Source organism: Pseudomonas putida (assembly GCF_009883635.2).
Classification (GTDB): Bacteria; Pseudomonadota; Gammaproteobacteria; order Pseudomonadales; family Pseudomonadaceae; genus Aquipseudomonas; species Aquipseudomonas putida_W.
In genome coordinates this window covers 3,320,723-3,346,264 of record NZ_CP026115.2, presented here as the reverse complement: position 1 = coordinate 3,346,264, position 25,542 = coordinate 3,320,723, and the positions used below count along the sequence as shown (strand labels likewise).

The window sequence follows — 25,542 nt, the reverse complement described above, 5'->3', positions numbered from 1 at the left end:
TTTACCGCATCGCCCCTGGCTACTTGCAGATTTCGCCCTTCAACGGTTGCTCGGGCGCCTTACGCCACTGCGGCAGGCCGATCAGTACCACGGCGCCGATGATCACCGCCATGGCCAGGCATTCTTCCGCGCCGATCTCTTCGCCGGCGAAGAGGATGCCCAGCAGCACCGCCACCGCCGGGTTGACGTAGGCATAACTGGTGGCTGCGGCCGGGCGCACGTTCTTGAGCAGGTACATGTAGGCACTGAAGGCGAGGATCGAGCCGAACAGCACCAGATAGGCCAGCGCGCCCCAGCCAGCAGCAGTCGGCATCTGCGTCATGCGCTCACCGGACAGCACGCTGCCCAGCAGCAATACCGCACCGCCGACCAGCATCTCGGCAGCACTGGCCATCGGCCCCTGGGGCAGCGGCAGGCTTTTGCTCCACACCGAACCGAATGCCCACGAAGCCGCAGCGAACAGGATCAGCGCCGCGCCGATGGGGCTGGCCTGCAGGTTCGAGCCGAGGTTGAGCAAAGCGATGCCGAGCAGGCCAAGGAAGATCCCGGCCCATTCCAGGCGCGAGTTGCGGTGGCCGAACAGCAAGCCAAAGACCAGGGTGAACAGCGGCACCGTGGCCACTGCCAACGCCGCCACGCCCGATGCCACGCCAGCATGCTCGGCCACGGTCACACCACCGTTGCCGCAGCTGAGCAGCAGAAAGCCGATGGCACCTGCAGCACGCCATTGTGGCCAGGTCGGTGCCGGCACCCCGCGCCAGCGCAGGAAGCCGTACAGCAAACCGCCCGCGATCAGGAAGCGCACCCCCGCCATCAGCATCGGCGGCCATGACTCGACGCCAATGCGGATGAACAGGTAAGTGGAACCCCAGACCAGGTACAAGGCCAGGAAGGCACCGACAAGCAGCAGCGGAAAGCGACGGGAGGCAGGCATGGCAGACAACTCAGAAATCCGTTTTCGGGTGACCGAGTTTAGGGCCGCGTGGAAGTAAAGATAAGTTACAAAACAGCGCGAAATGAGCGGCACACTTTCGGTGCGCTCGCCTTGAGGCCGGTTGTGTATTCAAGATCGAGCGCCGCCCGCGCGGCGCATCGCGAGCTGCGCTCGCTCCTACGTTTGTTTCGGGCCAATTATTCCTGGGGGATTTGCGCGCGAACGCCTTGGCGCATGGCGTTTTATCGCGTCGAACGAACACGGCGGTCGCGCGCGTCTGTCACAGGTGTTACTGGCCAAAAACAGACGTAGGAGCGAGCGCAGCTCGCGATGCGCCGCGCGGGCGGCGCTCGATTTCACAGGCGCCCAAAATGCAGAGGCAAGCACCGCCCCACCTCAATGCTTCAACAACAAACGCCCCTCGATGGGCACATAACGGGTGGCGGCACGAATCAGCGACAACGCTGTCAGGCCGGGGACGCCATAGACCACCGCCTCGGCGCCGTGGCGCTGGATGACCCGTTCCAGCAGCAGGTCGAAGTCACCATCACCGGAGGCCAGCACCACTTGGTCGACCCGGCTGGCCGCATCGATCACATCGAGGGTAATGCCCACGTCCCAGTCGCCCTTGGCCGAACCGTCGCTGCGCTGGATGAACGGTTTCAAGCGCACATCAAAACCCAGGTTGCGCAGGATCTGCTGAAACTGCTGCTGCTTGCTGTCGCCGCGATCGATGGCATAGGCCACGGCCTCGACGATCTCGCCTTCGCGGCTGACGTCCTTCCACAGTGCGGTGTAGTTGAAATGGCAGCCGTGGGCCTGGCGCACGGTGTAGTAGAGGTTCTGCACATCGGCGAACAGCGCGATCTTTTTCACCACATACCCTCGACATGAAAAGGGGCGCAAAGCGCCCCTTCGGAAATGCCAGCAGTATGCCAGACCGGTCAGACGAACGTATCGTCATCCGAGAAGAAGCCACCGTCATCGCTGCCATAGTCGGTGTCGGCAAAACCACCCTGCTCATTGCCCCAGCCGCCATTGTCAGCCACTTGCTGCTGCCCGCCCTGGTCATTCCAGCCGCCGTTGTCACTGGCCGGTGCCGGCTCTTCCTTGATCACCTCGACCACCTCTTCAGGCTGCGAGTGGTGGTTGAACAGGCTGCTGATGCCTTGCGCCAGCAACACGCCACCGGCAACCCCCGCAGCGGTCTGCATCGCGCCGCCGAGGAAGCTGCTGGCTCCGCTGCGCGCCGGCGCGGCGCCAAAACCGGCCTGTTGCGGTTGTGCTTGCATTTGTGGCTGCGACTGGGAGAAGCCCGGCGCACTCGGCTCGCGCCAGCCGCCACCCGATGCTACCGGCGCACTTGGGCGCTGCGGTTGAGCCGGCTCGGGATTACGCGCACCGGCACCGAAGATGCTCGACAGGAACCCACCCCCGCCATTGCCACTACTGGCACGGGTCGCGTCGAGCTGGGCGCGGGCTTGCTTCAGCTCGGCCTCCAGCTGCTTGTTCTGCTCGTCCAGGCGCTTGATCGCGGCTTCCTGAACCAGGATCGCCTGGGCCATGTAGTAAGGCGCTGCCGGCTGCTGGCGCACATGCTCCTCGATCCGTGCCTGCGCCTGCGCATCACGCGGCTGGCTCGGGTCTTCGGCTTGTTTGATGCGGCCAAACAGGCCGTCGATCAGGGTTTGTTCATCAGTGTTCATTGGGCTACCTCATGGGCTAGCAGGACATCGGACATGGCAAAGATGGGGCGCAAGGGCTATGGATTCAATCACTGCACGGGTGAAACTTTTTTCAGCAAGTGACAGCTCTGGGCTAAAGTTAGGCCCCTGCTTTTACTGCCTTGCGATGTTGACTGATGAATCCGCTGAGCGTTCTGCGCGACTCCCTGTACTTCTTCCGCCGCCACCTGGCCAGCATCATCCCGCTGTGCCTGCCGCTGGTGGTGCTCGAAGCCCTCATTACCCAACTGCTGTATCGACAGTTGGGCGACCAGGCCTCGCCGGCCTACGGCATGCTGATCAGTCTGTTGTTCTACCCGCTGTATAGCGCAGCGCTGATCCTCTACCTGGATACCCGCAGCAACGGCCAGGAGATTGCCAAACGCGACCTGTTTGCCCGCGCCCTGCAGCTGTGGCCGCAACTGGCCCTGCTGATCCTGATCAGCTCGCTGCTGATCATGGCCGGGTTGGCGCTGTTCATCTTCCCGGGCGTGTGGATCATGATCAACCTGGTGTTCGCCGAATACCTGCTGGTACTGCGTGGCCTGCCAGTGGTGCAGTCGATGCGCGAGAGCGCGCGCATGACCACCGGGCACTTCATGCGCATCATGATTTGCGTGGTGGGCGTGCTGGCGCCGATCTGGCTGATCGACGGGCTGCTGCTGATGGCCATCCCCGAGCCCTCGCCAGCAGCCGAACTGACCATGGACAGCTTGAGCGGCTTCCTGCAGCTGTTCAGCACCGTGGTGCTGTATCGCCTGTTCATGCTGCTGGAAGCAGAAAGCTGAACAACATCTTCCCGCCCCTCAAGTACCCCGTGGCTTGGCCCGCGCGGTAGCCTCGGCCACCAGGGGGTCATCCGGCCAGTAGTGCTTGGGGTAGCGGCCCTTTAAGTCTTTCTTCACTTCGGCATAGGTCGTGCGCCAGAAGTTGGCGAGGTCCTGTGTCACTTGCACTGGTCGTCGCGCCGGTGACAACAGGTGCAGCTTCACCTGCTGGCGACCCTGGGCAATACGCGGGGTGTCGGCCAGGCCGAACAGCTCCTGCAGGCGCACGGCGAGGATCGGCGGATTTTCGCTGTAGTCCAGGCGGATGTTCGAGCCGGACGGCACCGTCAGATGCGCCGGTGCCCATTCGTCCAGGCGCTGTGGCAACGGCCAGGGCAGCAGGTTGCGCAGTATCGATGGCAAGTCCAGGGCGGCGAAATGGCTCAGGCGCGAAACCTTGCCCAGGTAGGGCTGCAGCCAGTCTTCCAGCGTCGCAAGCAGTGCCTCGTCACCCAGATCGGGCCATTCGCTTTGCCCCTCCTTGCCCAGATCCAGCTGGCGCAATAGCGCCACCCGCGCCTGCCATTGGCGCAGCTCCGGGGTCCAGGTCAACAGGTTCAGGCCCTTGCGCCGCACCAGGCCAAGCAGCGCCTTGGCCCGGGCTTCATCATCCAGCTTGGGTAACGGTTCGCGGCCCAGTACCAGCTCGCCGACCTTGGTCTGGCGTTCGGCACGCAGCACCTGTTCGCGCTCGTCCCAGTCGAGGATATCGACGCGCTCGACCTGCTCGGCCAGCACATCATCGAGCAGCGCCGGGTCGAACTCGGCCGCCAGGTAGATACGCTCTTCCCGCTGGCCCTGGCGGCTACCGAGGTCGGCGATCACCAGCCACGGGCATTTCATCAACGCGTCGACCTCGGCGAACAAGGCGGCACGGCCATTGGCCAGACGATACTCGGCGCCACCTTCGCGACGCTGCTGGGCAACACGGTCGGGATAGGCCAGCGCCAGCAAGGCCCCAAGCCAGCGCGGATGGTCGGGGTCGGCAACCGCCGCAGCGGCCTTGCCGCGCAACAGGCCACGGTATTGCCGGGCGAGTTGCCGTGCACGCTGCACGCCACCCTGGCCACCCCGGTTGGCCTTGCTTTCGCCGCTGACCAGCGTCAGTCGGCTGTGCAGGTCGGCACCGCCACCGCGCTGGATATCGCGCTCGCCCAGCAAGGCGGCGACATCGCAGGCCATCGTTGCCAGGCCTAGGTCCTGGCCACGCAACAGCAGGTGAGCGATGCGTGGGTGAGCCGGCAGCTCGGCCATGGCCTGGCCGTGGTCGCTGAGGCTGTCACGGCTGCCCGGCTTGAACGCACCCAGCCGCGCCAGCAGGTCCTGGGCCTGGGAGAAGGCGGCTGCCGGCGGCTGGTCGAGCCAGCGCAGCTGCTCTGGCGTGACACCCCAGCGAGCAAGCTGCAGGGCCAGGCCAGCGAGGTCGGCCTGGAGGATCTCGGCGCTGCCATGGGCGGCCAACTGGTCATGCTGGGCTTCGGACCACAGGCGGTAGCACACCCCTGGCTCCAGGCGCCCAGCTCGGCCGGCGCGCTGGGTGGCGCTGGCGCGGGAGATACGCTGGCTGTCCAGGCGGGTCATGCCGCTACCTGGATCGAAACGCGGCACGCGGGCCAGGCCGGCATCGATGACCACGCGCACGCCGTCGATGGTCAGGCTGGTTTCGGCGATATTGGTGGCCAGCACCACCTTGCGCAGGCCCTTGGCCGGCGGGTCGATGGCAGCGCGTTGGGCATTGAGGTCCAGTTCGCCGTGCAGCGGGCATAGCAGCACATCCGGCCGCTCACCCAGTGCATCCTGCAGGCTTTGATGCACACGGCGGATCTCGGCCTGGCCGGGCAGGAACACCAGCACACTGCCGGGTTGTTCGGCCAATGCCAGCAGCACGTTGTCCACAACCCGCGGCTCGATGAACTCGCCCGGCTGGAACGGCCGACCCCAGCGGATATCCACCGGGTGCATGCGGCCTTCGCTGCTCACCACCGGCGCATCGCCCAGCAACCGCGACAGGCGCTCGCCTTCCAGGGTCGCCGACATCAGCAGGATTTTCAGCGCAGGGTCGTCACGCAGCAGTTCGCGGCCATTGAGGCTCAAAGCCAGGGCCAGGTCGGCATCCAGGCTGCGTTCGTGAAATTCATCGAAGATCAGCAGCCCTACGCCGTCGAGTGCCGGGTCGGCCTGCAAACGGCGGGTGAGGATGCCTTCGGTGACCACCTCGATGCGCGTGTTCGGCCCGACCTTGCTGTCCAGGCGAATGCGGTAGCCCACGGTTTCGCCGACCTTTTCCCCCAGCTCGCTGGCCAGGCGCTCGGCCGCCGCCCGCGCCGCCAGGCGGCGCGGTTCGAGCATGAGGATGGTCTGCCCGGCCAGCCACGGCTCGTTTAGCAGCGCCAGCGGCACGCGGGTGGTCTTGCCCGCACCGGGGGGCGCTTCGAGCACGGCCTCGTCGCGGTTTTCCAAGGCTTCGCGCAAGGCGGGCAAGACAGCATCGATCGGTAAAGAAATCATGGTGGTCCTCGAACAGTCTGGCGAGTATAACGGCGAACCCAGCCTGCTCTATCATGGTCTTAGCTTCAGGTGCTGGCGCTTCGCTTGCCCTGCTGAATACTTTTCGGAGATTTACATGCGCATCCCCTCCCGCGTCATTGGTGGCGCCCTGATCGTCACCCTGCTGACCCAGCTGACGGCCTGCGGCACCATCTTCTATCCAGACCGCCGTGGGCAGATCGGCGGCAAGATCGACCCCGTGGTTGCCGCAATGGACGCCATCGGTATCCTGTTCTACGTGATCCCGGGCCTGATCGCCTTTGGCATCGACTTCGCCACGGGCGCCATCTACTACAAGGGCGGGCACACGGCCCAAGTCGACCCGGTAAAACTGCGTGATGCCGTAAGCCCCGATGGCAAGGTCGACAACCTCAAGCTGCAAGCCATTCTCGAAAGCGAACTGGGCCAGCGCCTGCCGCTGGATGACCCACGGCTAATCCAGCACCGCGGCAGCGTCGAGCAGCTGGCGGCCTTGGGCCTGGTACCTGCGGCCTGATTTTCACAAGGACATCATCCTGGGCATGATTACCCCGGCCGAACACCAGCGCCTGCTGCGTCTGGCCACCCGCGCTTCACTGGCGGTGGCCAGCATTCTGGTCGCAAGCAAGGCCGTGGCCTGGTGGCTGAGCGGCTCGGTCAGCCTGCTGGCCGGGCTGACCGACTCGGCACTGGACGCGGTGGCGTCGTTCCTCAACCTGCTCGCCGTGCATTACGCCCTGCGCCCGGCCGATGACGACCACCGTTTCGGCCACGGCAAGGCCGAGGCCCTGGCGGGCATGGCCCAGGCTCTGTTCATCGGGGTCAGCGCGGTGTTGATCGGGGTGCAGGCTGTCGAGCGCCTGCAAGCACCCGAGCCGCTGGGTGACACGGCGATCGGCATCGCCGTGATGCTGCTGTCGCTGGCGCTGACCGTGGCCTTGCTGGCCTTGCAGCGCAAGGTCATCCGCCTGACCGGTTCCACTGCGGTGCGCGCCGACTCACTGCATTACCGCTCCGACCTGTTGCTCAACGGCAGCATCCTGCTCGCCCTGCTGCTGGCGCGCTTCGGCTGGCCGCAGCTGGATGCGCTGTTCGGTCTCGGCATCGCGTTCTACATCCTCTGGAGTGCGCTGCAGATTGCCCGCGAAAGCACGGCGATCCTGATGGACAAGGAATTGCCCGGCGACATTGGCGAAGGGATGGTCGAGCTGGTCCTGGGCATTCCCGGCGTGCAAGGCGTGCATGACCTGCGTACGCGGGTGTCGGGCAACCAGTGGTTCGTGCAACTGCACCTGGAACTGCCGGGGCAACTGCCCCTGATCGAGGCACACGACCTGTGCGTGCAGGCTTCGGCAGTCATCCGCCAGCGTTATCCACGGGCGGATGTGATGGTGCATGCCGACCCGGTGTGAATCAGTTGACGCTATAACCTCGGCCACTGAAACAGGCACTCAGCGCACGGCGGTAGTTGCTCGCCACTTCGACAGGTGGCGCATAGGGTGCCGTTGCCGGGTCAAAGCCTGACTGGCTCACTGCCCAGCGGTGGCATTGGTAGCGGTCCTGGTCCTGCTGCTCCTGCCCTTGGCCATACATCGGGTAGGCAATCACGTCGTAGCTGTTGCTGGCCGGGGCTGCCGCCGGCAACGGTGCCGGAGCCATGGCGGGCGGATTGACCACGACATACTCCTGGCTGTCGGCCAGGTACTGGTAGTAGGTGTCGGCCACCAGGAAAAACAGTGCGCCGCCCAGCCAGACTTCCCGCGCATAGGAAGGCAGGTAGTTGACCCGCACGCCGTAGGGCGGGGTCACCACCACGTAGCTGCCACCCTGCGGGCGGTACCAGTAGCCACCGGAGTAGAAGTAGTCATTGCCGCGGTACGGCACCTTCCAGTAGCGGTCCGGGAAGTGATCGATGGTGTGCCCCGGGCGATACTGAGGCCCAGGGCCCCAGCCATTGCCGTGGCCATCCGGGCGCCCCTGCCAGTCGCCGCCGGGCCGTTGCCCTGGGCCGCCGGCTTGCCAGTGGCGGTTGTCGCCGTTATGCCGGGGGATATCCTGGTAATAGCCCTGCCGCGCGGGCTGGGTCTGCTGCACTTCGCCACGCGAATTGAGCGGGCGACCAGAGCCACCCTCGTTGCCATGCCCTTCGCCATGCCCCTCATCCGGCCCTTCGGCCATGGCCCCGAAGCTGATGCTCAAACCCAGCAAACCTACACCTGCCAACTGCCAGATGCGCGACTTCATGTTGTTCCTCACGGTAAAGAAAACGGCATGCTGCCAGTCTACCGCGCTGGTACCACGGGCAGATGAAATCGCGGCCATGAAAAAAGGGAGGCCAGTGGCCTCCCTTTGAGAATTGTCGTCCGTGCTCGGCACTTGTGGCGCCGGCTCACCTCACAGCGTCTTCTGGAAGCTGTGTAGCCCGGGGGCCTGCAGATCCTGTTGGATGGCTGGCCGCGACCGCCCGCCTAGGGCGCGTCGCCGTGGACTGATGTCCGGGCAGTGATTCTGTAGGTAAAGATACGGGAGAGGCTGCAGCAGAGGATTGCTAAGATTGCTCAGATAAATAGCACTTGCGCAATTTTTAACCCTGGATCGATAATTCACCGCAATCTGAACAGAAAAGGCCTTTTCCATGAGCAAACTTGACCGCTACGACCTGAGCATCCTCGCCGAATTGCAGCGCGACGCGCGCATCTCCAACCAGGAGCTGGCCGAACGCATCGGCCTGTCGCCTTCGCCATGCTCGCGTCGGGTCAAGCAACTGGAAGACGACGGCTATATCTCGCGCCAGGTCGCCCTGCTCGACCGCAAGAAGCTCGGCCTGAGCCTGACCGCCTACGTGCTGATCGGCATGGACCGGCACACGCCGGAGCGCTTCGAAACGTTCGAAGCCGCCATCCGCAACCTGCCGCAGGTGCTCGAATGTAGCCTGGTCACCGGCATGGACGCCGACTACCAGCTCAAGGTGGTGGTGCCGGACATGGATCACTATCAGAAACTGCTGCTGGGCAGCCTGACCCGTATCGAAGGCGTGACCAGCGTGCGTTCGAGCTTCGTGCTCAATCAGGTACTGGCAAGCACCGAGCTGCCATTGACCCACCTGCGCTAAACGCCCGCTCGCCCGCGTATAATCGCAAGCTCAGCCTGCCTGGAGAACACAGATGGATCCCGCCGTATTCGAAGAGTGGATGATGATCGTGCTGGTCACCGTACTGATCGGTTTCATGGGCTTCATCGTCTGGGACCTGGCGAAAAAGTCCAAGGCCGGGCGCTTTGGCACGATGATCCTGTTCTTCGTGCTCGGCCTGGGAGTGCTGGCCTTCATCATCAAGAGCGTGGTGGTGGCATTCCTGGAAGGTGTGTAGGGCTTGTTCCGCGAATCGGCCTAAAGCTTGGGCGCTACTTCACGCCAGCACCCCTGCTCCAGCCCATCCAGCGCCCAATCGCCGATCCGCACCCGCACCAGGCGCAAGGTTGGCAAGCCCACTGCAGCAGTCATCCTCCGCACCTGGCGATTACGCCCCTCGCGAATCACCAGCTCCAGCCAACTGGTCGGCACGCTCTTGCGAAAACGTACCGGCGGATTGCGCGGCCATAGCTCGGGCTCGTCGAGGCGTCGGGCTTCAGCGGGCAAGGTCGGCCCGTCATTGAGCTCCACGCCATCGCGCAAACGCTGGATCTGTTCGTCGCTCGGTTCGCCTTCCACTTGCACCCAGTAGGTCTTGGGCAATTTGTGCTTCGGATCGGCAATGCGCGCCTGCAGCCCGCCATCGTTGGTCAGCAGCAACAAGCCTTCACTGTCACGGTCGAGCCGCCCGGCCGGGTATATGCCAGGGATGTCGATGAAATCCTTGAGGGTCGCGCGCCCTTCTCCGTCGCTGAACTGGGTCAGCACGTCGAATGGCTTGTTGAACAGGATCAGGCGTGGCTCGGCCGGTGGCGCCTTGGCCTGACGACGGGGGCCGGCAGGCCGCGCCTGGGGGCGGCGCGGCTTGGAACGGGGTGGCAGTGGCATGGATCCTCAGCGGAACGGCGGCTCATCGAAGCTGCGCAGTTTACGCGAGTGCAACGAATTGAGCTCGGTGCGCAGCAGGTCGAGGGCAGCAATGCCGATCTTCAGGTGCTGGCTGACCGCACGGTTGTAGAAGGCGTTGGCCGAACCCGGCAGCTTGATTTCGCTGTGCAGCGGCTTGTCGGAAACGCACAGCAAGGTGCCGTATGGCACCCGCAGGCGATAGCCCTGGGCAGCGATGGTGCCGCTTTCCATGTCCACCGCCACGGCACGCGACAGGTTGATCAGCGGTCGCTCCTGGGCCCAGCGCAGCTCCCAGTTACGGTCGTCGTAGGTCAGCACGGTGCCGGTGCGCAGGCGCTTCTTCAGTTCTTCGCCACGCTCGCCGGTAACCTGTGCCGCAGCCTCCTGCAGCGCCAGTTGCACTTCGGCCAGGGCCGGAATCGGAATGTTCGGCGGCACCACACGGTCGAGAATGCCATCACGGCGCATGTAGGCGTGGGCCAAGACATAATCGCCGATGGTCTGCGACTGACGCAGGCCACCGCAGTGACCGATCATCAGCCAGCAGTGCGGGCGCAGCACCGCCAGGTGGTCGGTGATGTTCTTGGCGTTGGACGGGCCGACACCGATATTGACCAGGGTCACGCCATCACCGTCGCCAGCGATCAGGTGGTAGGCCGGCATCTGATAGCGGTGCCAGACCACGCTGGCCACCAGGGCCTGGGTTTCGCCGTGGTCCATGCCCTTTTCGATCACCACGTTACCCGGCAGCACCATGCGCACGAAGCGCGGGTCTTCGCGTAGCTGCTCGAGGCCGTGGCTGATGAACTGGTCGACATAACGGTGGTAGTTGGTCAGCAGGATCCACGGCTGAACGTGGCGCCAGTCACTGCCGGTGTAGTGCACCAGGCGGCGCAGCGAGAAATCCACGCGGGCGGCATCGAACAGCGCCAGCGGCAGGGTTTCGGCATTGCCCCAGTCGCACAGGCCATCGGCGATGTTGTCGGTGGCTGCCGACAGGTCGGTGCTGGGGAACACCCGCGCCAGTTCGGCGGCGGTGATGCCGCTGCCGGCCAGCTCATCGCCCTGGTCGACCACATAGGGGTACGGGATGTTCTGCTCGCTGACGCCGACTTCCACGGTCACCGTGTAGTCATGCATCAGCGGGCGCAGCTGCTCAAGCAGGTAACCCCGAAATGCCGCAGGCTGGGTAACGGTGACGCTGTAGGTGCCCGCCACCTGGACCTTGGCATAGGCACGCGTGGTGGCGGCCACTTCGCCATGGCTGTAGTAGGTCAGGCGCAGTGCCGGGTAGCGGTACAAGGCGCGCTCATCGGCACCCGGCTCGGTACGGTCCTTCAGGTAACGCTTGAGGGCCTGGCTCAGGGCCCCGGTGGCCTGTTCATGCAAGGCCGCCAGACGGTCGACGGCCTGTTCGGGGGTATCAACGACTACAAAAGCTTGGCTCACACTGGGCTTCCTGTCTGGACATGCATGTCAGCCATCTTGCCTGCCTTTGTTGCTAAATACATCCCCGGTGGTCAGCCGTCATAGTCAACTTGGCCAGGACGGTGTAGCCCGCGCCACCAGTGCCCCGACATCGATGCCACGCGGCAAGGCGCCATACACCCGCCCGCCACCGGTCAGCCGACTACCGATAAAGGCATCGCTGACCATGGCATTGCCCGCTTCCAGCAACAGCTTGGCCTGCAGAGCCAAGGCAATGTCCTCGGTCAACTGCCGTGCCCGGTACTGGATATCGCTGGTATCGGCGAAGGCTCCCTTGAGGTTGCCAATATGCGCAGCCAGACGCGGGTCGCCATGCCCATCGCCCAGTTCGGCGAACAGCGCATCGAGCACCCCGGGCTCCTTGGACAACGCCCGCAACACGTCCAGGCACTGCACGTTGCCGGAACCTTCCCACGTCGAGTTGACCGGCGCTTCGCGATACAACCGCGGCAGGATGCTGTCTTCGACATAACCGGCACCGCCCAGGCACTCGGCGGCCTCGTTGATCATGGCCGGTGCCCGCTTGCAGATCCAGTACTTGCCCACCGCCGTGACCAGCCGCGCGAAGTGCGCCTGCTGCGGGTCGTCGAGCTGCTCCAGGGCCTGCCCCATGCGCAGGCTCAGGGCCAGCGCGGCTTCGCTTTCCAGGGCCAGGTCGGCCAGCACGTTCTGCATCAGGGGTTGTTCGCTCAACACCCGGCCGCCGACCTTGCGATGGGCGCAATGGTGTGCCGCCTGGGTCAGCGCCTGGCGCATCAATGCACTGGAGCCGACCATGCAGTCGAAACGGGTCATGGCGACCATCTCGATGATGGTCGGCACGCCACGCCCCTCCTCGCCCACCATCCACGCCAAGGCACCGCGAAACTCGACTTCGCTGGAGGCGTTGGAGCTGTTGCCCAGTTTGTTCTTCAGGCGCTGGATGTAGAACTGGTTGCGGCTGTCATCAGGCCGATGGCGCGGCAGCAGGAAACAGCTCAGGCCCTTGTCGGTCTGCGCCAGGGTCAGGAAGGCGTCGCACATCGGTGCCGAGCAGAACCACTTGTGCCCGACCAGTTCGTAGGCCTGCCCCGGGCCGGGGCTGCCGACCGGGTAAGCGCGGGTGGTATTGGCGCGCACGTCGGTGCCGCCCTGTTTCTCGGTCATGGCCATGCCAAGGGTCACACCGGCCTTGTGGCGGTCACCGACATTACGCGGGTCGTATTCGCGGGCGAGGATCTTCGGTAGCCAGTATTCGGCCAGCTCGGGCTGCAACCGCAATGCCGGCACGGCGGCGAAGGTCATGGTGAGCGGGCAGCCGGTACCGGCCTCGGCCTGGCTGTGCAGGTAGGTCATCGACGCCCGCGCCACATGGGCGCCGGGGCGAGGTTCGGCCCAGGGCAACGAGGGCAGGCCGTGTTCGACGGCGGTGCGCATCAGCTCGTGGTAGGCGGGGTGGAACTCGACCAGGTCAATGCGATGGCCGTAGCGGTCATGGCTACTGAATTCCGGCTTGTGCGCATTGGCCAGAAAGCCTGCAGCCATCAGCGGACCGCCGGCCAGGGCACCATAGGCATCGATCCGCGCTTCGGCCCAACCGGCCCCGAAACGCCGCGACCACTCCTGCAGCGGCAGGTCGAGGCGGTACAGGTTGGCACCGTCGAGTGACGGCGGTTGATTGGTGACTTCGTGGGTTTCAGCGTACTGGTGCAGGTTCATCGGGAGCTCCTGGATCCGGGCATGCCTGAAAGGCCCAGTGAAGCACTCCCTGCGGGGTAGTCAAAGTGGCATTAATGACTAAACATGTGGCGGGGGAATTCTTATTAGAGATTGAATCAGGGCCAACGGGGTCTTGCCGCAAGTACTTCAGCGCCTCTTAAATCGGGCGCCGCCCGCGCGGCACTTCGCAGGCAATGACATCCATATCTCTATTATACGTAGGACATTTCCCAAGCCTCCCTCCCCCCGAAAATTCAGGTCTCCAGGCTGCTAGGTTCCAGGCTTCCATCTTCAACTTGAGGTGAGCCATGAGCTTACGCATCAATATCCTAGGCCGAGGTCAGGGCCTGGACGGAGACGAAACCAGCACAGGTGCCATTTGCATCGCCAACCAGTCCATCGGCTTTTCGAGCGGCATTGCCTGGCTGTTTGAAGGGGACAAGACCACTGACTGCCCGCGCTGTGGTGAGGCCGGGACCATCATCGAAGGAGAGCCATGCTGGACGCAGAACGGCATACCCACTGCGGTTGACGGCGCGTTGGTCAAATGTGGCTGCCCCTTGGGCGACAATCGCCTGGTTGCGCCGCTGCATCAAGGCCCTGCGCCGCGCCGCGCACCTCCTCCAACGGTTGTTGCAGTTGCGCCAGCACAGGCTTACGCAAGCACTCTGGAAAGGACTAGCTACCACGCTACAACAGTTCAGCCACCGACAATGACGCAAAGCCAGGAGCCTGGCTTCTACATCGTGCCGCGGTGCATGACGTACCAAGAAATCCTGATTGAACTCGGCGCACCGCAAGCCAACCTGCCCAGTTCTATCCTGGAGCGCCTGAACCCGACCTTTCAGCAAGGGTTCAAGGCAGGCGAGATCTTCGTCATCAGCGACGGTCTCAGCCGCCCTGCCTGCACCCGTGAAGAGCTGATCGCAATGAGCGCGGCGCAACAGGCTCGGGAAGCATTGGCAGATCTGACGGACGAAGAAGCCGACTTCATGATGCGCCATCAAGCTGAGATCGCCGGGTTGCTCAGTGATGTGAGCCTGACGATGGGCGTAAGCCAGGCGATGATGGCCAGGTCGCTGGATGAGTTGAGCAACATCTTGCGAACGATCGAAGAATTGCATCAACAGCAATTCGCCAAGCACGGGCATCTGCGCAGCCCGGCGTTCTTTGCTGAACGCAAAAAACTGTTCAAGCAACTGGATGCAAATTTGAAAGCAACCTTTCTTAACAAGCGCATGAATTTGGGCAACTACGAAAAGCTACGCCGTGACTTGGGGATTTCCTCGAAAAGCCTGGTACATCACTGGAGTAAAGCTGGAGCGCCAGGTCATATACCCGGTTACTCGACACACTTGAATAAGCTTGCACGACTCTCCAAATTTCTTAAGGCTGGCGGCAATGTCGGAATTGCCATTGGTGGCGCTGGTTCAGCGCTTAAAATCTACGAAGCCTGTCAAGCGGGCAGCAGCGGCACTTGCAGAAAAACACAGTTTACTGAAATAGGAAATTTTTCGGTCGGACTCGCCGGGGGGATAGCTGGAGCGAAAGCGGGTGGCGCAATCGCTGTTACAGCCTGCTGGGTAACCGGACCAGGTACCCCTGTATGTTCATTGGTTGTAACAGGTATTGGTGCGCTGGCTGGCAGCGTTGGGGGAATGAAGCTCGGGGAGATAATAGGGGAAGCGGTTTACGAGGTATTCGACAATGAATGAAAAACTAGAGCCAATCGTAACACTGGCCCTGCTGACCCCACCCATAATTTTAATTGCAACTGGGCTTGCATTAGACCTTTGCCTAACGAAATCGCGTTATTTTCGCGAAATAACATCATCACTACAAAGAAGCCAGTGCCTTGACACCGTCAGAAAAACATGGGGTGAGCACAGCAGAACAACCAAGCTATTAATTATCTTTCAGCTAAGCGGGGCCATGGCGATCTCAAAGAGTTCTATAAGGAGAGGATTACTCAACGAGAAAGACGTGGCCGAATTCCCGAAAAACATTAGACAAATTATGGTCTTATCTGCATGGTTGGGCTGGATATCCTTCGCCTGGTTGATAATAGGTGCACTAGCGTTTTGAGGAACACACAGAAATTGCAGTTCAGCTCCTCAAAGGACTGCTCTAATCATCCTTCAGGCGGCCCACTAACTTGTCAGCAGGTGAGTGCAAATCAGAATCGCGTCGCGCCAGAAACCGCCCTCCCCGGCGGCATCTGCACCTGGGCAACCGCCACATTCAAGGTCAGCTCAAAGCGGCTCCCCAACCCACGCGTCGATTCATGAGACAACTTGGCATCGAGCAGTTCGGCCAACTGCCGGCAGATCGACAAGCCAATCCCGAGCCCGCCATAGCGCCGGGTCATCGAACCATCGACCTGGAAGAACCGCTGATAGAGAATCGCCTGGTCCAGGTCATCGAACCCGATGCCGCTGTCGCTGATGGTGAAGGTCAACGCCAGGCTGTCCGGGCCAAGGCGGCGACCGCGGACCTGCACCATCACCCCACCGTGATGCGTGAACTTCAGGCCGTTGTCCACCAGGCAACCCAGGCAGCGGGCGACTTTCTGCGCATCGCCCAGCAACTCGTCGGGCAGCTCGGCGGGGATATCCAGGCTCAGGTACAAGCCCTTGCCCAGGGCTGTTCCGGCATAACCGGCACGCAGGTCCTGCAGCGTGCGCCGCAGGCTGAACGGCAGCGCCTGCGGGCGCATGCGGCCAGCCTGCAGCTCGGTCAACGTGAGAATGTCGTCAACCATGCTCATCATGTCCTGGGCCGAGCCGACCGCCGTGCGGTGGTATTGGGCCATCTCGGCAGTCATGGGCAGTGTGTGCATCAATTCCAGCGAGCCGATCACGCCATTCATCGGTGTGCGCAGCTCGTGGGTAACAGTGGCGAGGAACTCGTCCTTCAGGTGATTGCTTCTGGCCAGTTGCTGGTTCATCTGCTCCAACGCCTCGCCGGTATCACGCAGGGTCTGCGCCTGCTGTTCGCGCATGCTGTTGATGCGGTCGGCCAACGCCAGCGACAGCAACGCCACTTCCAGCGCCGACCCCAGCTGGCTGGAATACATGGTGATGAACAGGTTGGGCAGGTAACCCAGCACCATCAGGGTATTGACCAGCCCGCCAAGCAGGAACGCCGTCCAGGCAATGATGAACCAGCGCGCCACGCGCAGGCCGCGCACCCAGGCATACAAGCCGGCGGCAAAGATACTCACGGTAAATAGCAGGGCAAGCACCGTGGCCATGCGCAAGGCGATGCCGTAGCGCATACTCACCGAGAGCACCATCACCAGCACACCACCGAGCATCAACAGCTGCAGCAGCCGGTCGAAGCTACGGCTGATTTTGCCCAACTGCAGAAAGTGACGCGCGAACTGGCAACCGAACAGGCCCGCAGCGCCGATGAACAGCGGCGTCGCGGCGTTGGCCCACCACGGGCTTTCCGGCCAGAGGTAGGCAACCCCTGCGCCGTTCACCGACACCTGATACAAGCCGAACGACGCAATGTAGAGGATGTAGTAGAGGTAGCTGACGTCTCGCACGCTGAGGTAGATGAACAGGTTGTACACCGCCATCACCAGCAGCACGCCGTAGATCATGCCCAGCACATAGAGGCGGGTCGGCTGGTCTTCCATGTAGGCTTCGGCTGACCACAACGCCAGCGGTGCCTGCACCGAACCCTGACTGTGCAGGCGCAGGTAAGCGGTGGTCGACTGCCCGGGCTGCAGCGGTAGCTCGAACAGGTAATTGTTCTGGCGTATCTGCCGGCTGTCGTAGGGCAAAGCGTCGCCGGTACGCTGGGCCAGGCGGAACGCGCCATCGCTGCCCGGCAGGTACAGCTCGATATGGTCCATGGGAGGGTAGGCCAGCTCCAGCAACCACTGGCGCGGCTGCGCATCGGCAGAGGCCACATAGTGCAGGTCGACCTTGAGCCAGAACACCGAAGTCGAGTAACCGGCGTTCAGCACGTCCTGGTGATGCGTGCGGAAACGGCTGGCAAAGATCGGTGCGCTAACCTGGGCAATGCTCGCGCTGCCATCACGGTCCTCGTAGACCTGCATGATCTTGCCCAATGGAAGGTGCCGGGTCGCCTCGTCGAATTCGACGGCTCCGGCCAGCACGGGCAGCAAGCCCAGAAGCACAATCAGCAAATAGCGCATACAGCCCCAGCATGGCCTGTCCGGTCGCGTCGCGATGGCCTCCGATCCTTATGAGACGACGAAATCCGGCAGAGCCCGTTTGTCGAGTTATCCGAGCACTCTAGCATAGCTTTCAACGCTGGCGACGGGCCACTCAAATTTTCAAAGAAAAGGCTCTAGAACGGCACTTTCAGAGACAGGTGACAGAAAAATTTGACCATTCGATCAACAAATCTCGTTTGTAGGACGATCCGCACAAATGGGTTTGGTGGTAAGCTCGCCGACCATGAATACCTACAGCTCCCGCCCAGTTGTCCTCTGTCTCTCCGGCCACGACCCAAGTGGCGGCGCCGGCTTGCAGGCAGATATCGAAGCCCTGATCGCCCAAGGCTGTCACGCCGCACCTACCGTGACCGCCCTGACCGTGCAGGATACCGTCAACGTTTCCGACTTCCGCGTGCTCGACCGCGAGTGGGTCCTGGCCCAGGCCAATGCCGTACTGACCGACTCCACGGTCGCAGCGGTCAAGCTGGGCATGCTCGGCTCGATCGACATGGTCGACACCGTCGCCGAACTGCTCAGTGCCCACCCGCACCTGCCGCTGGTCTGCGACCCTGTACTCCGTGCCGGCGGCGGTGGCCGCCTGGGCAAGGACGAAGTCGGCTATGCATTGCGCGAACACTTGCTGCCACTGGCGACCATTGCCACACCGAACCTGCCAGAGGCGCGCATTCTGGCCGAACTGCCTGAAGGCACTGCCGACGAGTGTGCCGAAAAACTGTTGCCGTACTGTAAACACCTGTTGATTACCGGTGGTCACGGCGACGAGGACGAAATCCACAATCGCCTGTACAGCCGCGACGGCCAGAGCCACACCTGGACCTGCCAGCGTCTGCCGGGCAGCTACCACGGTTCGGGCTGCACCCTGGCCAGCGCCCTGGCCGGTCGCCTGGCCCTTGGCGAGCAACTGCAAAGCGCGGTGAAAAGCGCCCTGGACTACACCTGGCGCACCCTGCGCGATGCCGAACAGCTGGGCAAGGGCCAGTTCGTCCCACGCCGCCTGCCCCTGGATTTCTGCTCCTGACAAGAGGCTTTCAATGAAGCTACGCGGTCTGTACGCAATCACCGACAGCCAGCTGCTCGCCGGCCGTTTCCTTTCCCACGTCGAAGCCGCGCTGGAAGGCGGTGTGTGCCTGCTGCAGTACCGCGACAAGAGCGACGATGCCGCCCGCCGCCTGCGCGAGGCCGAAGCGCTGATGAAGCTTTGCGAGCGCTATGGCACCCAGCTGATCATCAACGACGACGCCGAACTGGCCGCGCGCTTGGGCGTCGGTGTGCATCTGGGCCAGACCGACGGCCCGCTGACACCCGCTCGCGCGTTGCTCGGCCGCCAGGCGATCATCGGCTCCACCTGCCACGCCAGCCTCGAGCTGGCCGCCCAGGCTGCCAGCGAAGGCGCCAGCTACGTGGCCTTCGGCCGCTTTTTCAATTCCGTCACCAAGCCCGGTGCGCCGGCTGCCAACGTCGATCTGCTGGAACAGGCCCGCGCCCAGGTGAAACTGCCGATCGCCGTGATCGGTGGCATCACCCTCGACAACGCCGCCCCGCTGATCGCCCATGGCGCCGACCTGCTGGCGGTGATCCACGGCCTGTTCGGTGCCGACAGCGCGCAAGAAGTCACCCGCCGCGCCCGCGCCTTCAACGCCCTGTTCGCTTCCTGATTTCGAGAGAAGATCCCATGTCCCGTTCCGAAGCCCTGTTCGCCCAAGCCCAGAAGCACATCCCTGGCGGCGTCAACTCGCCAGTCCGCGCCTTCAAGAGCGTCGGCGGCACCCCACTGTTCTTCAAGCATGCCGAAGGCGCCTACGTCGTCGACGAAGATGACAAGCGCTACGTCGACTACGTAGGCTCGTGGGGCCCGATGATCCTCGGCCACGGCCACCCGGACGTGCTCGATGCGGTCCGCCGCCAGCTGGAACACGGCCTGTCCTACGGCGCACCGACTGCGATGGAAACCGAGATGGCCGACCTGGTCTGCTCTCTGGTGCCGTCGATGGAAATGGTGCGCATGGTCAGCTCCGGCACCGAAGCGACCATGAGCGCCATCCGCCTGGCCCGCGGCTACACCGGCCGTGACGCCATCATCAAGTTCGAAGGCTGCTACCACGGCCACTCCGACAGCCTGCTGGTCAAGGCCGGTTCCGGCCTGCTGACCCAAGGCGTGCCGAGTTCGGCAGGTGTACCGGCGGACTTCGCCAAGCACACCCTGACCCTGCCGTTCAACGACATCGCTGCAGTCGAGAAGACCCTCGCCGAAGTCGGCCAGACCGTGGCCTGCATCATCGTCGAACCGGTGGCCGGCAACATGAACTGCGTACCGCCGGCGCCAGGCTTCCTCGAAGGCCTGCGCGAGCAGTGCGACAAGCACGGTGTGGTATTGATCTTCGACGAAGTGATGACCGGTTTCCGCGTCTCGCTCGGCGGCGCCCAGGGTTACTACGGGATCAAGCCAGACCTGTCGACCTTCGGCAAGATCGTTGGCGGTGGCATGCCGGTCGGTTGCTTCGGTGGCAAACGCGAAATCATGGGCTGCATCGCCCCGCTGGGCCCGGTCTACCAGGCCGGCACCCTGTCGGGCAACCCGCTGGCCATGGCCGCCGGCCTGACCACCCTGAAGCTGATCAGCCGCCCCGGCTTCCATGATGAGCTGACCGACTTCACCAGCCGTATGCTCGATGGCCTGCAACAGCGTGCCGATGCCGCAGGCGTACCGTTCGTCACCACCCAGGCGGGCGCCATGTTCGGCCTGTATTTCAGTGGTGCCGACGACATCGTCACCTTCGACGACGTGATGGCCAGCGATGCCGAACGCTTCAAGCGGTTCTTCCACCTGATGCTCGACGGCGGCGTGTACCTGGCGCCAAGTGCATTCGAGGCGGGCTTCACGTCGATCGCGCACGGTGAAAAAGAACTGCAGATCACCCTGGATGCGGCTGAAAAAGCCTTTGCCGCGCTGAAGTGATTGGTCGCCTGCACCGGCCTCTGTGGGAGCGGGCTTGCCCGCGAAGAGGCCGGTACAGGCAATAAATCCTTCTGCACAATCAGTTATCTTCCCCGCCCGGACAGAAATTCGCGTAAAACTTTGTAAGGTTGGCGCTGCTTATCCCATAATGTGCCACCAGAGACATTGGCCGCAGCTTTGCAGAGGTAAGTCGATCCCCATGAACCGCACCGGCCGCGCCCTGACCTTGGGCTGCCTGTTGCTTCTTCAGCCCCTGCTGGCTATGGCGGAGGGCGGTAACTCGTTGCTGATTCCGGCAACGGGGCGCTGCACGCTCAATGTTCAGCCAGAAGACCTGCAGAACGCGCTGAAAGCCTGCGAGGAAACAGCCGTGACCGGGGACGCACAGGCACAGTTCGAGCTGGGCGAGTACTACTACACGCTAACGCCGAAAAACCTGAAAAAGGCCCTGGACTGGTTCGAAAAGGCCTCGCTGCAAGGCCACGCCGAAGCCCAATACCGCCTTGGTGCCATGTTCTTCCATGGCGAAGGGGTCAAAGCCAACAACGTGCAGGCCTATATCCTGCTGAAGATGGCCGCGGTAAACGGCGCCGAAGATGCGCTGGACATGGCCGACGAAGTGACCGAGCAAATGCCGCGCGACGAACTGGAGCACGCCACCCAGGTGCTCGGCCAGATCTTCCGCAAATACCTGCTGGAACTGCAGAACGCCGAAGGGCGCACGCCGTTCTCGCCACTCCCCTGACCCTTACTTCTCCGGCATCGGCATGGGGAATGGCATCACGTTGCCGCTGGCCCTGGCCTCGCTGATCTTGGCCGTGCCCAGGCGCTCCACCTCATCGATGCGCACGATCGAGTGCATCGGCACGAAACTGCGGATCACCCCTTCGAACTGATTCTTCAGCTTCTCTTCGCTCGGGTCGACCACCACCTGGGTGCGCTCGCCAAAAACGAACTCTTCGATTTCCAGAAAACCCCACAGGTCGCTCTGGTAGATCTGCTTGGCATACATCTCGAAGACCTGCCCCTGGTTGAGGAAGATCACTTTATAGATGGCGGGTTCGCGTTTGCTCATGTTCGGCGGGATAACACATGCGTAAGAAAAGGCGCGCATCATAGCAGAGCAGGCTCTGGCCCGCGCAGGCACAAGGCCTGTACCCACCCTTGATCGTTTCAGTGCTTTCGCCACTGCCCTTCAAGGGTTATTCTTGAGTTCACATTCATTGCCGTCGAGCGGCTAAAAACGACCTTGAACGCACCCATACAACCCCATCGCTTCATCCTCGAACCTTTCGAGGCCCACCGTTTCGCCAACTTGTGCGGCCAGTTCGACGAGCACCTGCGCCTGATCGAACAACGCCTGGCCATTGAGATCCGCAACCGCGGCAATCAATTCGAGCTGATCGGCGAACCCAAGACCACTTCCGCTGCCGAGCAACTGCTGCGCCGCCTCTACCGCGAGGCCAAGGCCACAGACCTGTCGCCAGAAACCGTGCACCTGTACCTGCAGGAGTCGACGGTGGAGAACATCGACAACCCGGCGGTCAACGAGGTCAGCGTCTCGCTGCGCACACGCAAGGGCAATATCCGCCCGCGCGGCGTCAACCAGCAGCGCTACGTAAAGGAAATCCTCGGCAACGACATCAACTTCGGCATCGGCCCGGCCGGTACCGGCAAGACCTACCTTGCCGTGGCCTGCGCCGTTGACGCCCTGGAGCGCGAGCAGGTGCGCCGCATCCTGCTGGTGCGCCCGGCGGTCGAGGCGGGCGAAAAGCTCGGCTTCCTGCCTGGCGACCTGGCCCAGAAGATCGACCCGTACCTGCGCCCGCTGTACGACGCGCTGTACGAAATGCTCGGCTTCGAGCACGTGGCCAAGCTGATCGAGCGCCAGGTGATCGAGATCGCCCCGCTGGCCTACATGCGCGGACGCACCCTGAACAACAGTTTCATCATCCTCGACGAGAGCCAGAACACCACGCTCGAGCAGATGAAGATGTTCCTCACCCGTATCGGCTTCGGCTCGACCGCGGTGATCACCGGTGACATCACCCAGGTCGACCTGCCCCGTGGCACCAAGTCGGGCCTGGCCCATGTCATCGAGGTACTCAGGGACGTACCGGGGATCAGCTTCACCCATTTCCAACCCAAAGATGTGGTTCGTCACCCACTGGTGCAGCGTATCGTCGAGGCTTATGACCGCTTCGATGCCCGCCAGGCCAAGCCCGAGGCACCCGGCAAAGATGCTTGAACTTGACCTGCAACGGGCCACGGATGCTGCCGCCCCGGATGACGCCGCTTTCCGCCGTTGGTGCGAACTGGCCCTGCGCCAGCGTAGCGCTGACTCGGAAATGACCATTCGTCTGGTCGACGAAGCCGAGGGCCGCGAACTCAACCACACCTACCGGCACAAGGACTACGCGACCAATGTGCTGTCCTTCCCGGCCGACGTGCCCGATGACCTGCTCGATATCCCGCTGCTGGGCGACCTGGTGATCTGCGTGCCGGTGGTCGAGCGCGAGGCGGCTGAACAGGGCAAGTCACTGGAAGCGCACTGGGCCCACCTGGTCATCCACGGTTGCCTGCACTTGCTCGGCTACGATCACATCGAAGACGATGAGGCCGAGGAAATGGAAGCGCTGGAACGGGAATTGCTGGCAGAACTGGGTCACCCCGACCCGTACGCCGACGATGAAAACGAACTTCTCACACACTGATACACCAAGGATCACGAGAACCGCCATGAGCGAAGATCGATCGAGCAACGGGCAAAAGTCCTGGCTGGGTAAACTGACCCAGGCTTTTGCCCATGAGCCGAAAAACCGCCAGGAGCTACTCGAGCTGCTGCGCGAAGCCCATCAGAACAAGCTGCTCGACAGCGAAGCGCTGACCATCGTCGAAGGAGCCATCCAGGTCGCCGACCTGCAGGTTCGCGACATCATGGTTCCGCGTTCGCAGATGATCAGCATCAAGGCGACCCAATCGCCCCGCGAGTTCCTCCCGGCCGTCATCGACGCCGCCCACTCGCGCTACCCGGTGATCGGCGAAAGCCATGACGATGTGCTCGGGATCCTGCTGGCCAAGGACCTGCTGCCGCTGATCCTCAAGGAGAACGGCGACAGCTTCAACATCAAGGACCTGCTGCGCCCGGCTACCTTCGTGCCGGAGTCCAAGCGCCTGAACGTGCTGCTGCGCGAGTTCCGCGCCAACCACAACCACATGGCCATCGTCATCGACGAATACGGCGGCGTGGCAGGCCTGGTGACCATCGAGGACGTGCTGGAGCAGATCGTCGGTGACATCGAGGACGAGCACGACGTCGAGGAAGACAGCTACATCAAGCCGCTGCCCAGTGGCGACTTCCTGGTCAAGGCGCTGACCCCGATCGACAACTTCAACGAGTTTTTCGACAGCGAGTTCTCGGATGACGAGTTCGACACCGTCGGCGGCCTGGTGATGAGCGCCTTCGGTCACCTGCCCAAGCGCAACGAGACCACCGAGATCGGCGCCTACAAGTTCCGTATTCTCAATGCCGACAGCCGGCGGATACACTTGCTGCGCCTGACCCCGATCACCCGCTAAGGACAAACATGCGTTGGATCACCCGCCCCGGCTGGCCCGGTAACCTGCTGGCCCTGGCGGCCGGCGCATCGACCCTCCTGGCCCTGGCGCCGTTCGATATCTGGCCGCTGGCCCTGCTGTCCATCGCCCTGCTCTACCTTGGCCTGCGCGAGCTCAGCCCGCGCCAGGCCATGTGGCGCGGCTGGTGGTTCGGCTTTGGCCTCTACGGCGCTGGCACCTGGTGGATCTACGTCAGCATGAACACCTACGGCGGCGCCTCGCCGCTGCTGGCGATCGTGTTGCTGCTGGCGTTCTTCGCCGCCCTCGCCTGGTTCTTCGCCCTCCCCACCTGGCTGTGGGCGCGCTGGTTCAGGCGTAATGAGGCGCCCCTGGCCGACGCCCTGTGCTTCGCCGCCCTGTGGCTGCTGCAGGAGGCCTTCCGAGGCTGGTTCCTTACCGGCTTCCCTTGGCTGTATGCCGGTTACAGCCAGCTCGATGGCCCGCTGGCGGGCCTTGCGCCGCTGGGTGGCGTGTGGCTGATTTCCTTCGTCCTGGCGCTGAGCGCTGCATTGCTGTGCAACCTGCACCGCTTGCGCGAACGCCCGTCGTTCCTGGCAATCGGTGCAGTACTGCTGCTGGCGCCGTGGGTGATCGGCATGGCCCTCAAGGACCACGCCTGGACCAAGCCAGCCGGTGACCCACTCAAGGTTGCAGCCCTGCAGGGCAACGTCGAGCAAGACCTGAAATGGGACCCGGCGCACATCGACGCGCAGCTGGCGCTTTACCGCGACATGAGCTTCAGCTCCAAGCCGGTTGACCTCCTGGTCTGGCCGGAAACCGCCGTGCCGGTGCTCAAGGACCAGGCTCAAGGCTATATCGATGTGATGGGCCGCTTTGCCGCCGACCGGCATTCGGCGCTGATCACCGGCGTGCCGGTGCGTGAAGTGGTGCATCACCAGCGCCGCTTCTACAACGGCGTAACGGTTACCGGCGAAGGCGACGGTACCTACCTCAAGCAGAAACTGGTGCCGTTTGGCGAATATGTGCCCTTGCAGGACCTGCTTCGCGGCGCGATCGAGTTCTTCAACCTGCCGATGTCGGACTTTGCCCGCGGCCCTGCGGACCAGACACTGCTGCAGGCCAAGGGCTACCAGATTGCGCCGTTCATCTGCTATGAGGTGGTCTACCCCGAGTTCGCTGCAGGCCTGGCAGCACGCAGCGACCTGCTGCTGACCATCAGCAACGACACCTGGTTCGGCACCTCGATCGGCCCGCTGCAGCACCTGCAGATGGCACAGATGCGTGCGCTGGAGGCCGGCCGCTGGATGATCCGCGCCACCAACAATGGCGTGACCGCACTGATCGACCCGTTCGGCAGGATCACCGCAGAAGTACCGCAATTCCAGCGGGCGGTGCTGTATGGCGAAGTGGTGCCGATGCAGCAGCTGACGCCTTACCTGCAGTGGCGGTCGTGGCCGCTGGCGATTCTTTGCGTGCTGTTGCTGGGTTGGGCGTTGCTGGCCGGGCGTATTGCCAAGACTGTTTAAGTCTTCCTGCACCGGCCTCTTCGCGGGACAAG

At 63.1% G+C, this 25,542-nt stretch carries 25 protein-coding genes; 15 read left to right on the top strand and 10 right to left on the bottom strand.

The genetic code is table 11. The features are described 5' to 3' along the window. Window positions 1-19: 19 nt before the first annotated feature. From yedA to C2H86_RS15220, 3 genes are all read right to left on the bottom strand, one after another. On the bottom strand, window positions 20-934 hold the full coding sequence (gene yedA / locus C2H86_RS15230) for a drug/metabolite exporter YedA (protein ID WP_159408773.1): 915 nt from the start codon (window positions 932-934) through the stop codon (window positions 20-22). A 396-nt stretch (window positions 935-1,330) separates the two neighbouring features. After that, entirely contained in the window at window positions 1,331-1,810 is a 480-nt protein-coding gene (locus C2H86_RS15225) for an NYN domain-containing protein (RefSeq protein ID WP_159408772.1), read from the bottom strand. Between the two features lie 68 nt (window positions 1,811-1,878). Continuing rightward, the gene (locus C2H86_RS15220; RefSeq protein ID WP_159408771.1) at window positions 1,879-2,640 is read right to left on the bottom strand and encodes a DUF2076 domain-containing protein; all 762 of its coding nucleotides are present in this window, start codon (window positions 2,638-2,640) and stop codon (window positions 1,879-1,881) included. 155 nt (window positions 2,641-2,795) lie between these two features. Here C2H86_RS15220 and C2H86_RS15215 point away from each other — a divergent pair, with 155 nt between their 5' ends. Beyond that, entirely contained in the window at window positions 2,796-3,446 is a 651-nt protein-coding gene (locus C2H86_RS15215; protein WP_159408770.1) for a YciC family protein, read from the top strand. Window positions 3,447-3,464: 18 nt separating this feature from the next. On the opposite strand, the gene hrpB is transcribed toward C2H86_RS15215, so the two are convergent. Then, window positions 3,465-5,993, bottom strand: a complete 2,529-nt coding sequence (gene hrpB, locus C2H86_RS15210; protein WP_159408769.1) for an ATP-dependent helicase HrpB — start codon at window positions 5,991-5,993, stop codon at window positions 3,465-3,467. A gap of 115 nt (window positions 5,994-6,108) precedes the next feature. Here hrpB and C2H86_RS15205 point away from each other — a divergent pair, with 115 nt between their 5' ends. Both C2H86_RS15205 and C2H86_RS15200 read left to right on the top strand, forming a co-directional pair. Further along, complete coding sequence (locus C2H86_RS15205) at window positions 6,109-6,528, top strand: polyribonucleotide nucleotidyltransferase (protein ID WP_159408768.1); 420 nt, start codon at window positions 6,109-6,111, stop codon at window positions 6,526-6,528. Window positions 6,529-6,553: 25 nt separating this feature from the next. Further along, window positions 6,554-7,423 carry a cation diffusion facilitator family transporter gene (locus tag C2H86_RS15200; protein ID WP_159408767.1) on the top strand — a complete coding sequence of 290 codons (870 nt, stop codon included), beginning with the start codon at window positions 6,554-6,556 and terminating at the stop codon, window positions 7,421-7,423. Between the two features lies 1 nt (window position 7,424). Here C2H86_RS15200 and C2H86_RS15195 read toward each other — a convergent pair whose 3' ends face one another. Further along, window positions 7,425-8,255 carry a DUF6515 family protein gene (locus C2H86_RS15195; RefSeq protein WP_159408766.1) on the bottom strand — a complete coding sequence of 277 codons (831 nt, stop codon included), beginning with the start codon at window positions 8,253-8,255 and terminating at the stop codon, window positions 7,425-7,427. Between the two features lie 391 nt (window positions 8,256-8,646). Here C2H86_RS15195 and C2H86_RS15190 point away from each other — a divergent pair, with 391 nt between their 5' ends. Further along, complete coding sequence (locus C2H86_RS15190; protein ID WP_003249795.1) at window positions 8,647-9,123, top strand: Lrp/AsnC family transcriptional regulator; 477 nt, start codon at window positions 8,647-8,649, stop codon at window positions 9,121-9,123. 52 nt (window positions 9,124-9,175) lie between these two features. After that, a complete protein-coding gene (locus C2H86_RS15185) occupies window positions 9,176-9,379 on the top strand; it encodes a DUF2788 domain-containing protein (protein WP_027917747.1) in 204 nt (67 codons plus the stop codon). A gap of 20 nt (window positions 9,380-9,399) precedes the next feature. Here C2H86_RS15185 and C2H86_RS15180 read toward each other — a convergent pair whose 3' ends face one another. The 3 genes from C2H86_RS15180 to C2H86_RS15170 form a co-directional block, all read right to left on the bottom strand. Next, complete coding sequence (locus tag C2H86_RS15180; RefSeq protein ID WP_159408765.1) at window positions 9,400-10,029, bottom strand: pseudouridine synthase; 630 nt, start codon at window positions 10,027-10,029, stop codon at window positions 9,400-9,402. Window positions 10,030-10,035: 6 nt separating this feature from the next. After that, a complete protein-coding gene (gene amn, locus C2H86_RS15175; protein ID WP_103448853.1) occupies window positions 10,036-11,499 on the bottom strand; it encodes an AMP nucleosidase in 1,464 nt (487 codons plus the stop codon). Window positions 11,500-11,583: 84 nt separating this feature from the next. Beyond that, a complete protein-coding gene (locus C2H86_RS15170; RefSeq protein WP_159408764.1) occupies window positions 11,584-13,236 on the bottom strand; it encodes an acyl-CoA dehydrogenase family protein in 1,653 nt (550 codons plus the stop codon). Window positions 13,237-13,544: 308 nt separating this feature from the next. Here C2H86_RS15170 and C2H86_RS15165 point away from each other — a divergent pair, with 308 nt between their 5' ends. Together C2H86_RS15165 and C2H86_RS15160 are read left to right on the top strand one after the other, a co-directional pair. Then, the gene (locus tag C2H86_RS15165) at window positions 13,545-14,951 is read left to right on the top strand and encodes a PAAR domain-containing protein (RefSeq protein ID WP_159408763.1); all 1,407 of its coding nucleotides are present in this window, start codon (window positions 13,545-13,547) and stop codon (window positions 14,949-14,951) included. Continuing rightward, window positions 14,944-15,321, top strand: coding sequence for a hypothetical protein (locus C2H86_RS15160; protein WP_159408762.1), 378 nt, complete (start codon window positions 14,944-14,946; stop codon window positions 15,319-15,321). The genes C2H86_RS15165 and C2H86_RS15160 overlap by 8 nt, the downstream gene beginning before the upstream one ends. Before the next feature lie 91 nt (window positions 15,322-15,412). Here the strand turns inward: C2H86_RS15160 and C2H86_RS15155 are convergent, their stop codons facing one another. Further along, window positions 15,413-17,404 carry a sensor histidine kinase gene (locus C2H86_RS15155; RefSeq protein ID WP_159408761.1) on the bottom strand — a complete coding sequence of 664 codons (1,992 nt, stop codon included), beginning with the start codon at window positions 17,402-17,404 and terminating at the stop codon, window positions 15,413-15,415. A gap of 265 nt (window positions 17,405-17,669) precedes the next feature. Between C2H86_RS15155 and C2H86_RS15150 the strand changes: the two genes are divergently transcribed. The 4 genes from C2H86_RS15150 to C2H86_RS15135 all read left to right on the top strand — a co-directional run bounded on the left by C2H86_RS15150 (window position 17,670) and on the right by C2H86_RS15135 (window position 21,150). Next, window positions 17,670-18,467, top strand: a complete 798-nt coding sequence (locus tag C2H86_RS15150; RefSeq protein ID WP_159412942.1) for a hydroxymethylpyrimidine/phosphomethylpyrimidine kinase — start codon at window positions 17,670-17,672, stop codon at window positions 18,465-18,467. A 13-nt stretch (window positions 18,468-18,480) separates the two neighbouring features. Next, window positions 18,481-19,104, top strand: coding sequence for a thiamine phosphate synthase (gene thiE / locus C2H86_RS15145; RefSeq protein WP_159408760.1), 624 nt, complete (start codon window positions 18,481-18,483; stop codon window positions 19,102-19,104). Window positions 19,105-19,121: 17 nt separating this feature from the next. Beyond that, window positions 19,122-20,405, top strand: coding sequence for a glutamate-1-semialdehyde 2,1-aminomutase (gene hemL, locus C2H86_RS15140; RefSeq protein WP_159408759.1), 1,284 nt, complete (start codon window positions 19,122-19,124; stop codon window positions 20,403-20,405). A gap of 199 nt (window positions 20,406-20,604) precedes the next feature. Then, entirely contained in the window at window positions 20,605-21,150 is a 546-nt protein-coding gene (locus C2H86_RS15135) for a tetratricopeptide repeat protein (protein WP_159408758.1), read from the top strand. 3 nt (window positions 21,151-21,153) lie between these two features. Here the strand turns inward: C2H86_RS15135 and C2H86_RS15130 are convergent, their stop codons facing one another. Further along, window positions 21,154-21,480 (bottom strand): DUF1820 family protein, encoded by a 327-nt coding sequence (locus tag C2H86_RS15130; protein WP_085677149.1) that lies wholly within the window; start codon window positions 21,478-21,480, stop codon window positions 21,154-21,156. A gap of 174 nt (window positions 21,481-21,654) precedes the next feature. Here C2H86_RS15130 and C2H86_RS15125 point away from each other — a divergent pair, with 174 nt between their 5' ends. The 4 genes from C2H86_RS15125 to lnt are packed head-to-tail and all read left to right on the top strand — an operon-like array spanning window position 21,655 to window position 25,510. Beyond that, window positions 21,655-22,653 (top strand): PhoH family protein, encoded by a 999-nt coding sequence (locus C2H86_RS15125; protein WP_159408757.1) that lies wholly within the window; start codon window positions 21,655-21,657, stop codon window positions 22,651-22,653. Beyond that, window positions 22,646-23,119, top strand: a complete 474-nt coding sequence (gene ybeY / locus C2H86_RS15120; protein WP_159408756.1) for an rRNA maturation RNase YbeY — start codon at window positions 22,646-22,648, stop codon at window positions 23,117-23,119. The genes C2H86_RS15125 and ybeY overlap by 8 nt, the downstream gene beginning before the upstream one ends. A 25-nt stretch (window positions 23,120-23,144) precedes the next feature. Beyond that, window positions 23,145-23,984, top strand: a complete 840-nt coding sequence (locus C2H86_RS15115) for an HlyC/CorC family transporter (protein ID WP_027917759.1) — start codon at window positions 23,145-23,147, stop codon at window positions 23,982-23,984. 8 nt (window positions 23,985-23,992) lie between these two features. Further along, window positions 23,993-25,510, top strand: a complete 1,518-nt coding sequence (gene lnt / locus C2H86_RS15110) for an apolipoprotein N-acyltransferase (RefSeq protein ID WP_159408755.1) — start codon at window positions 23,993-23,995, stop codon at window positions 25,508-25,510. Window positions 25,511-25,542 lie beyond the last annotated feature (32 nt).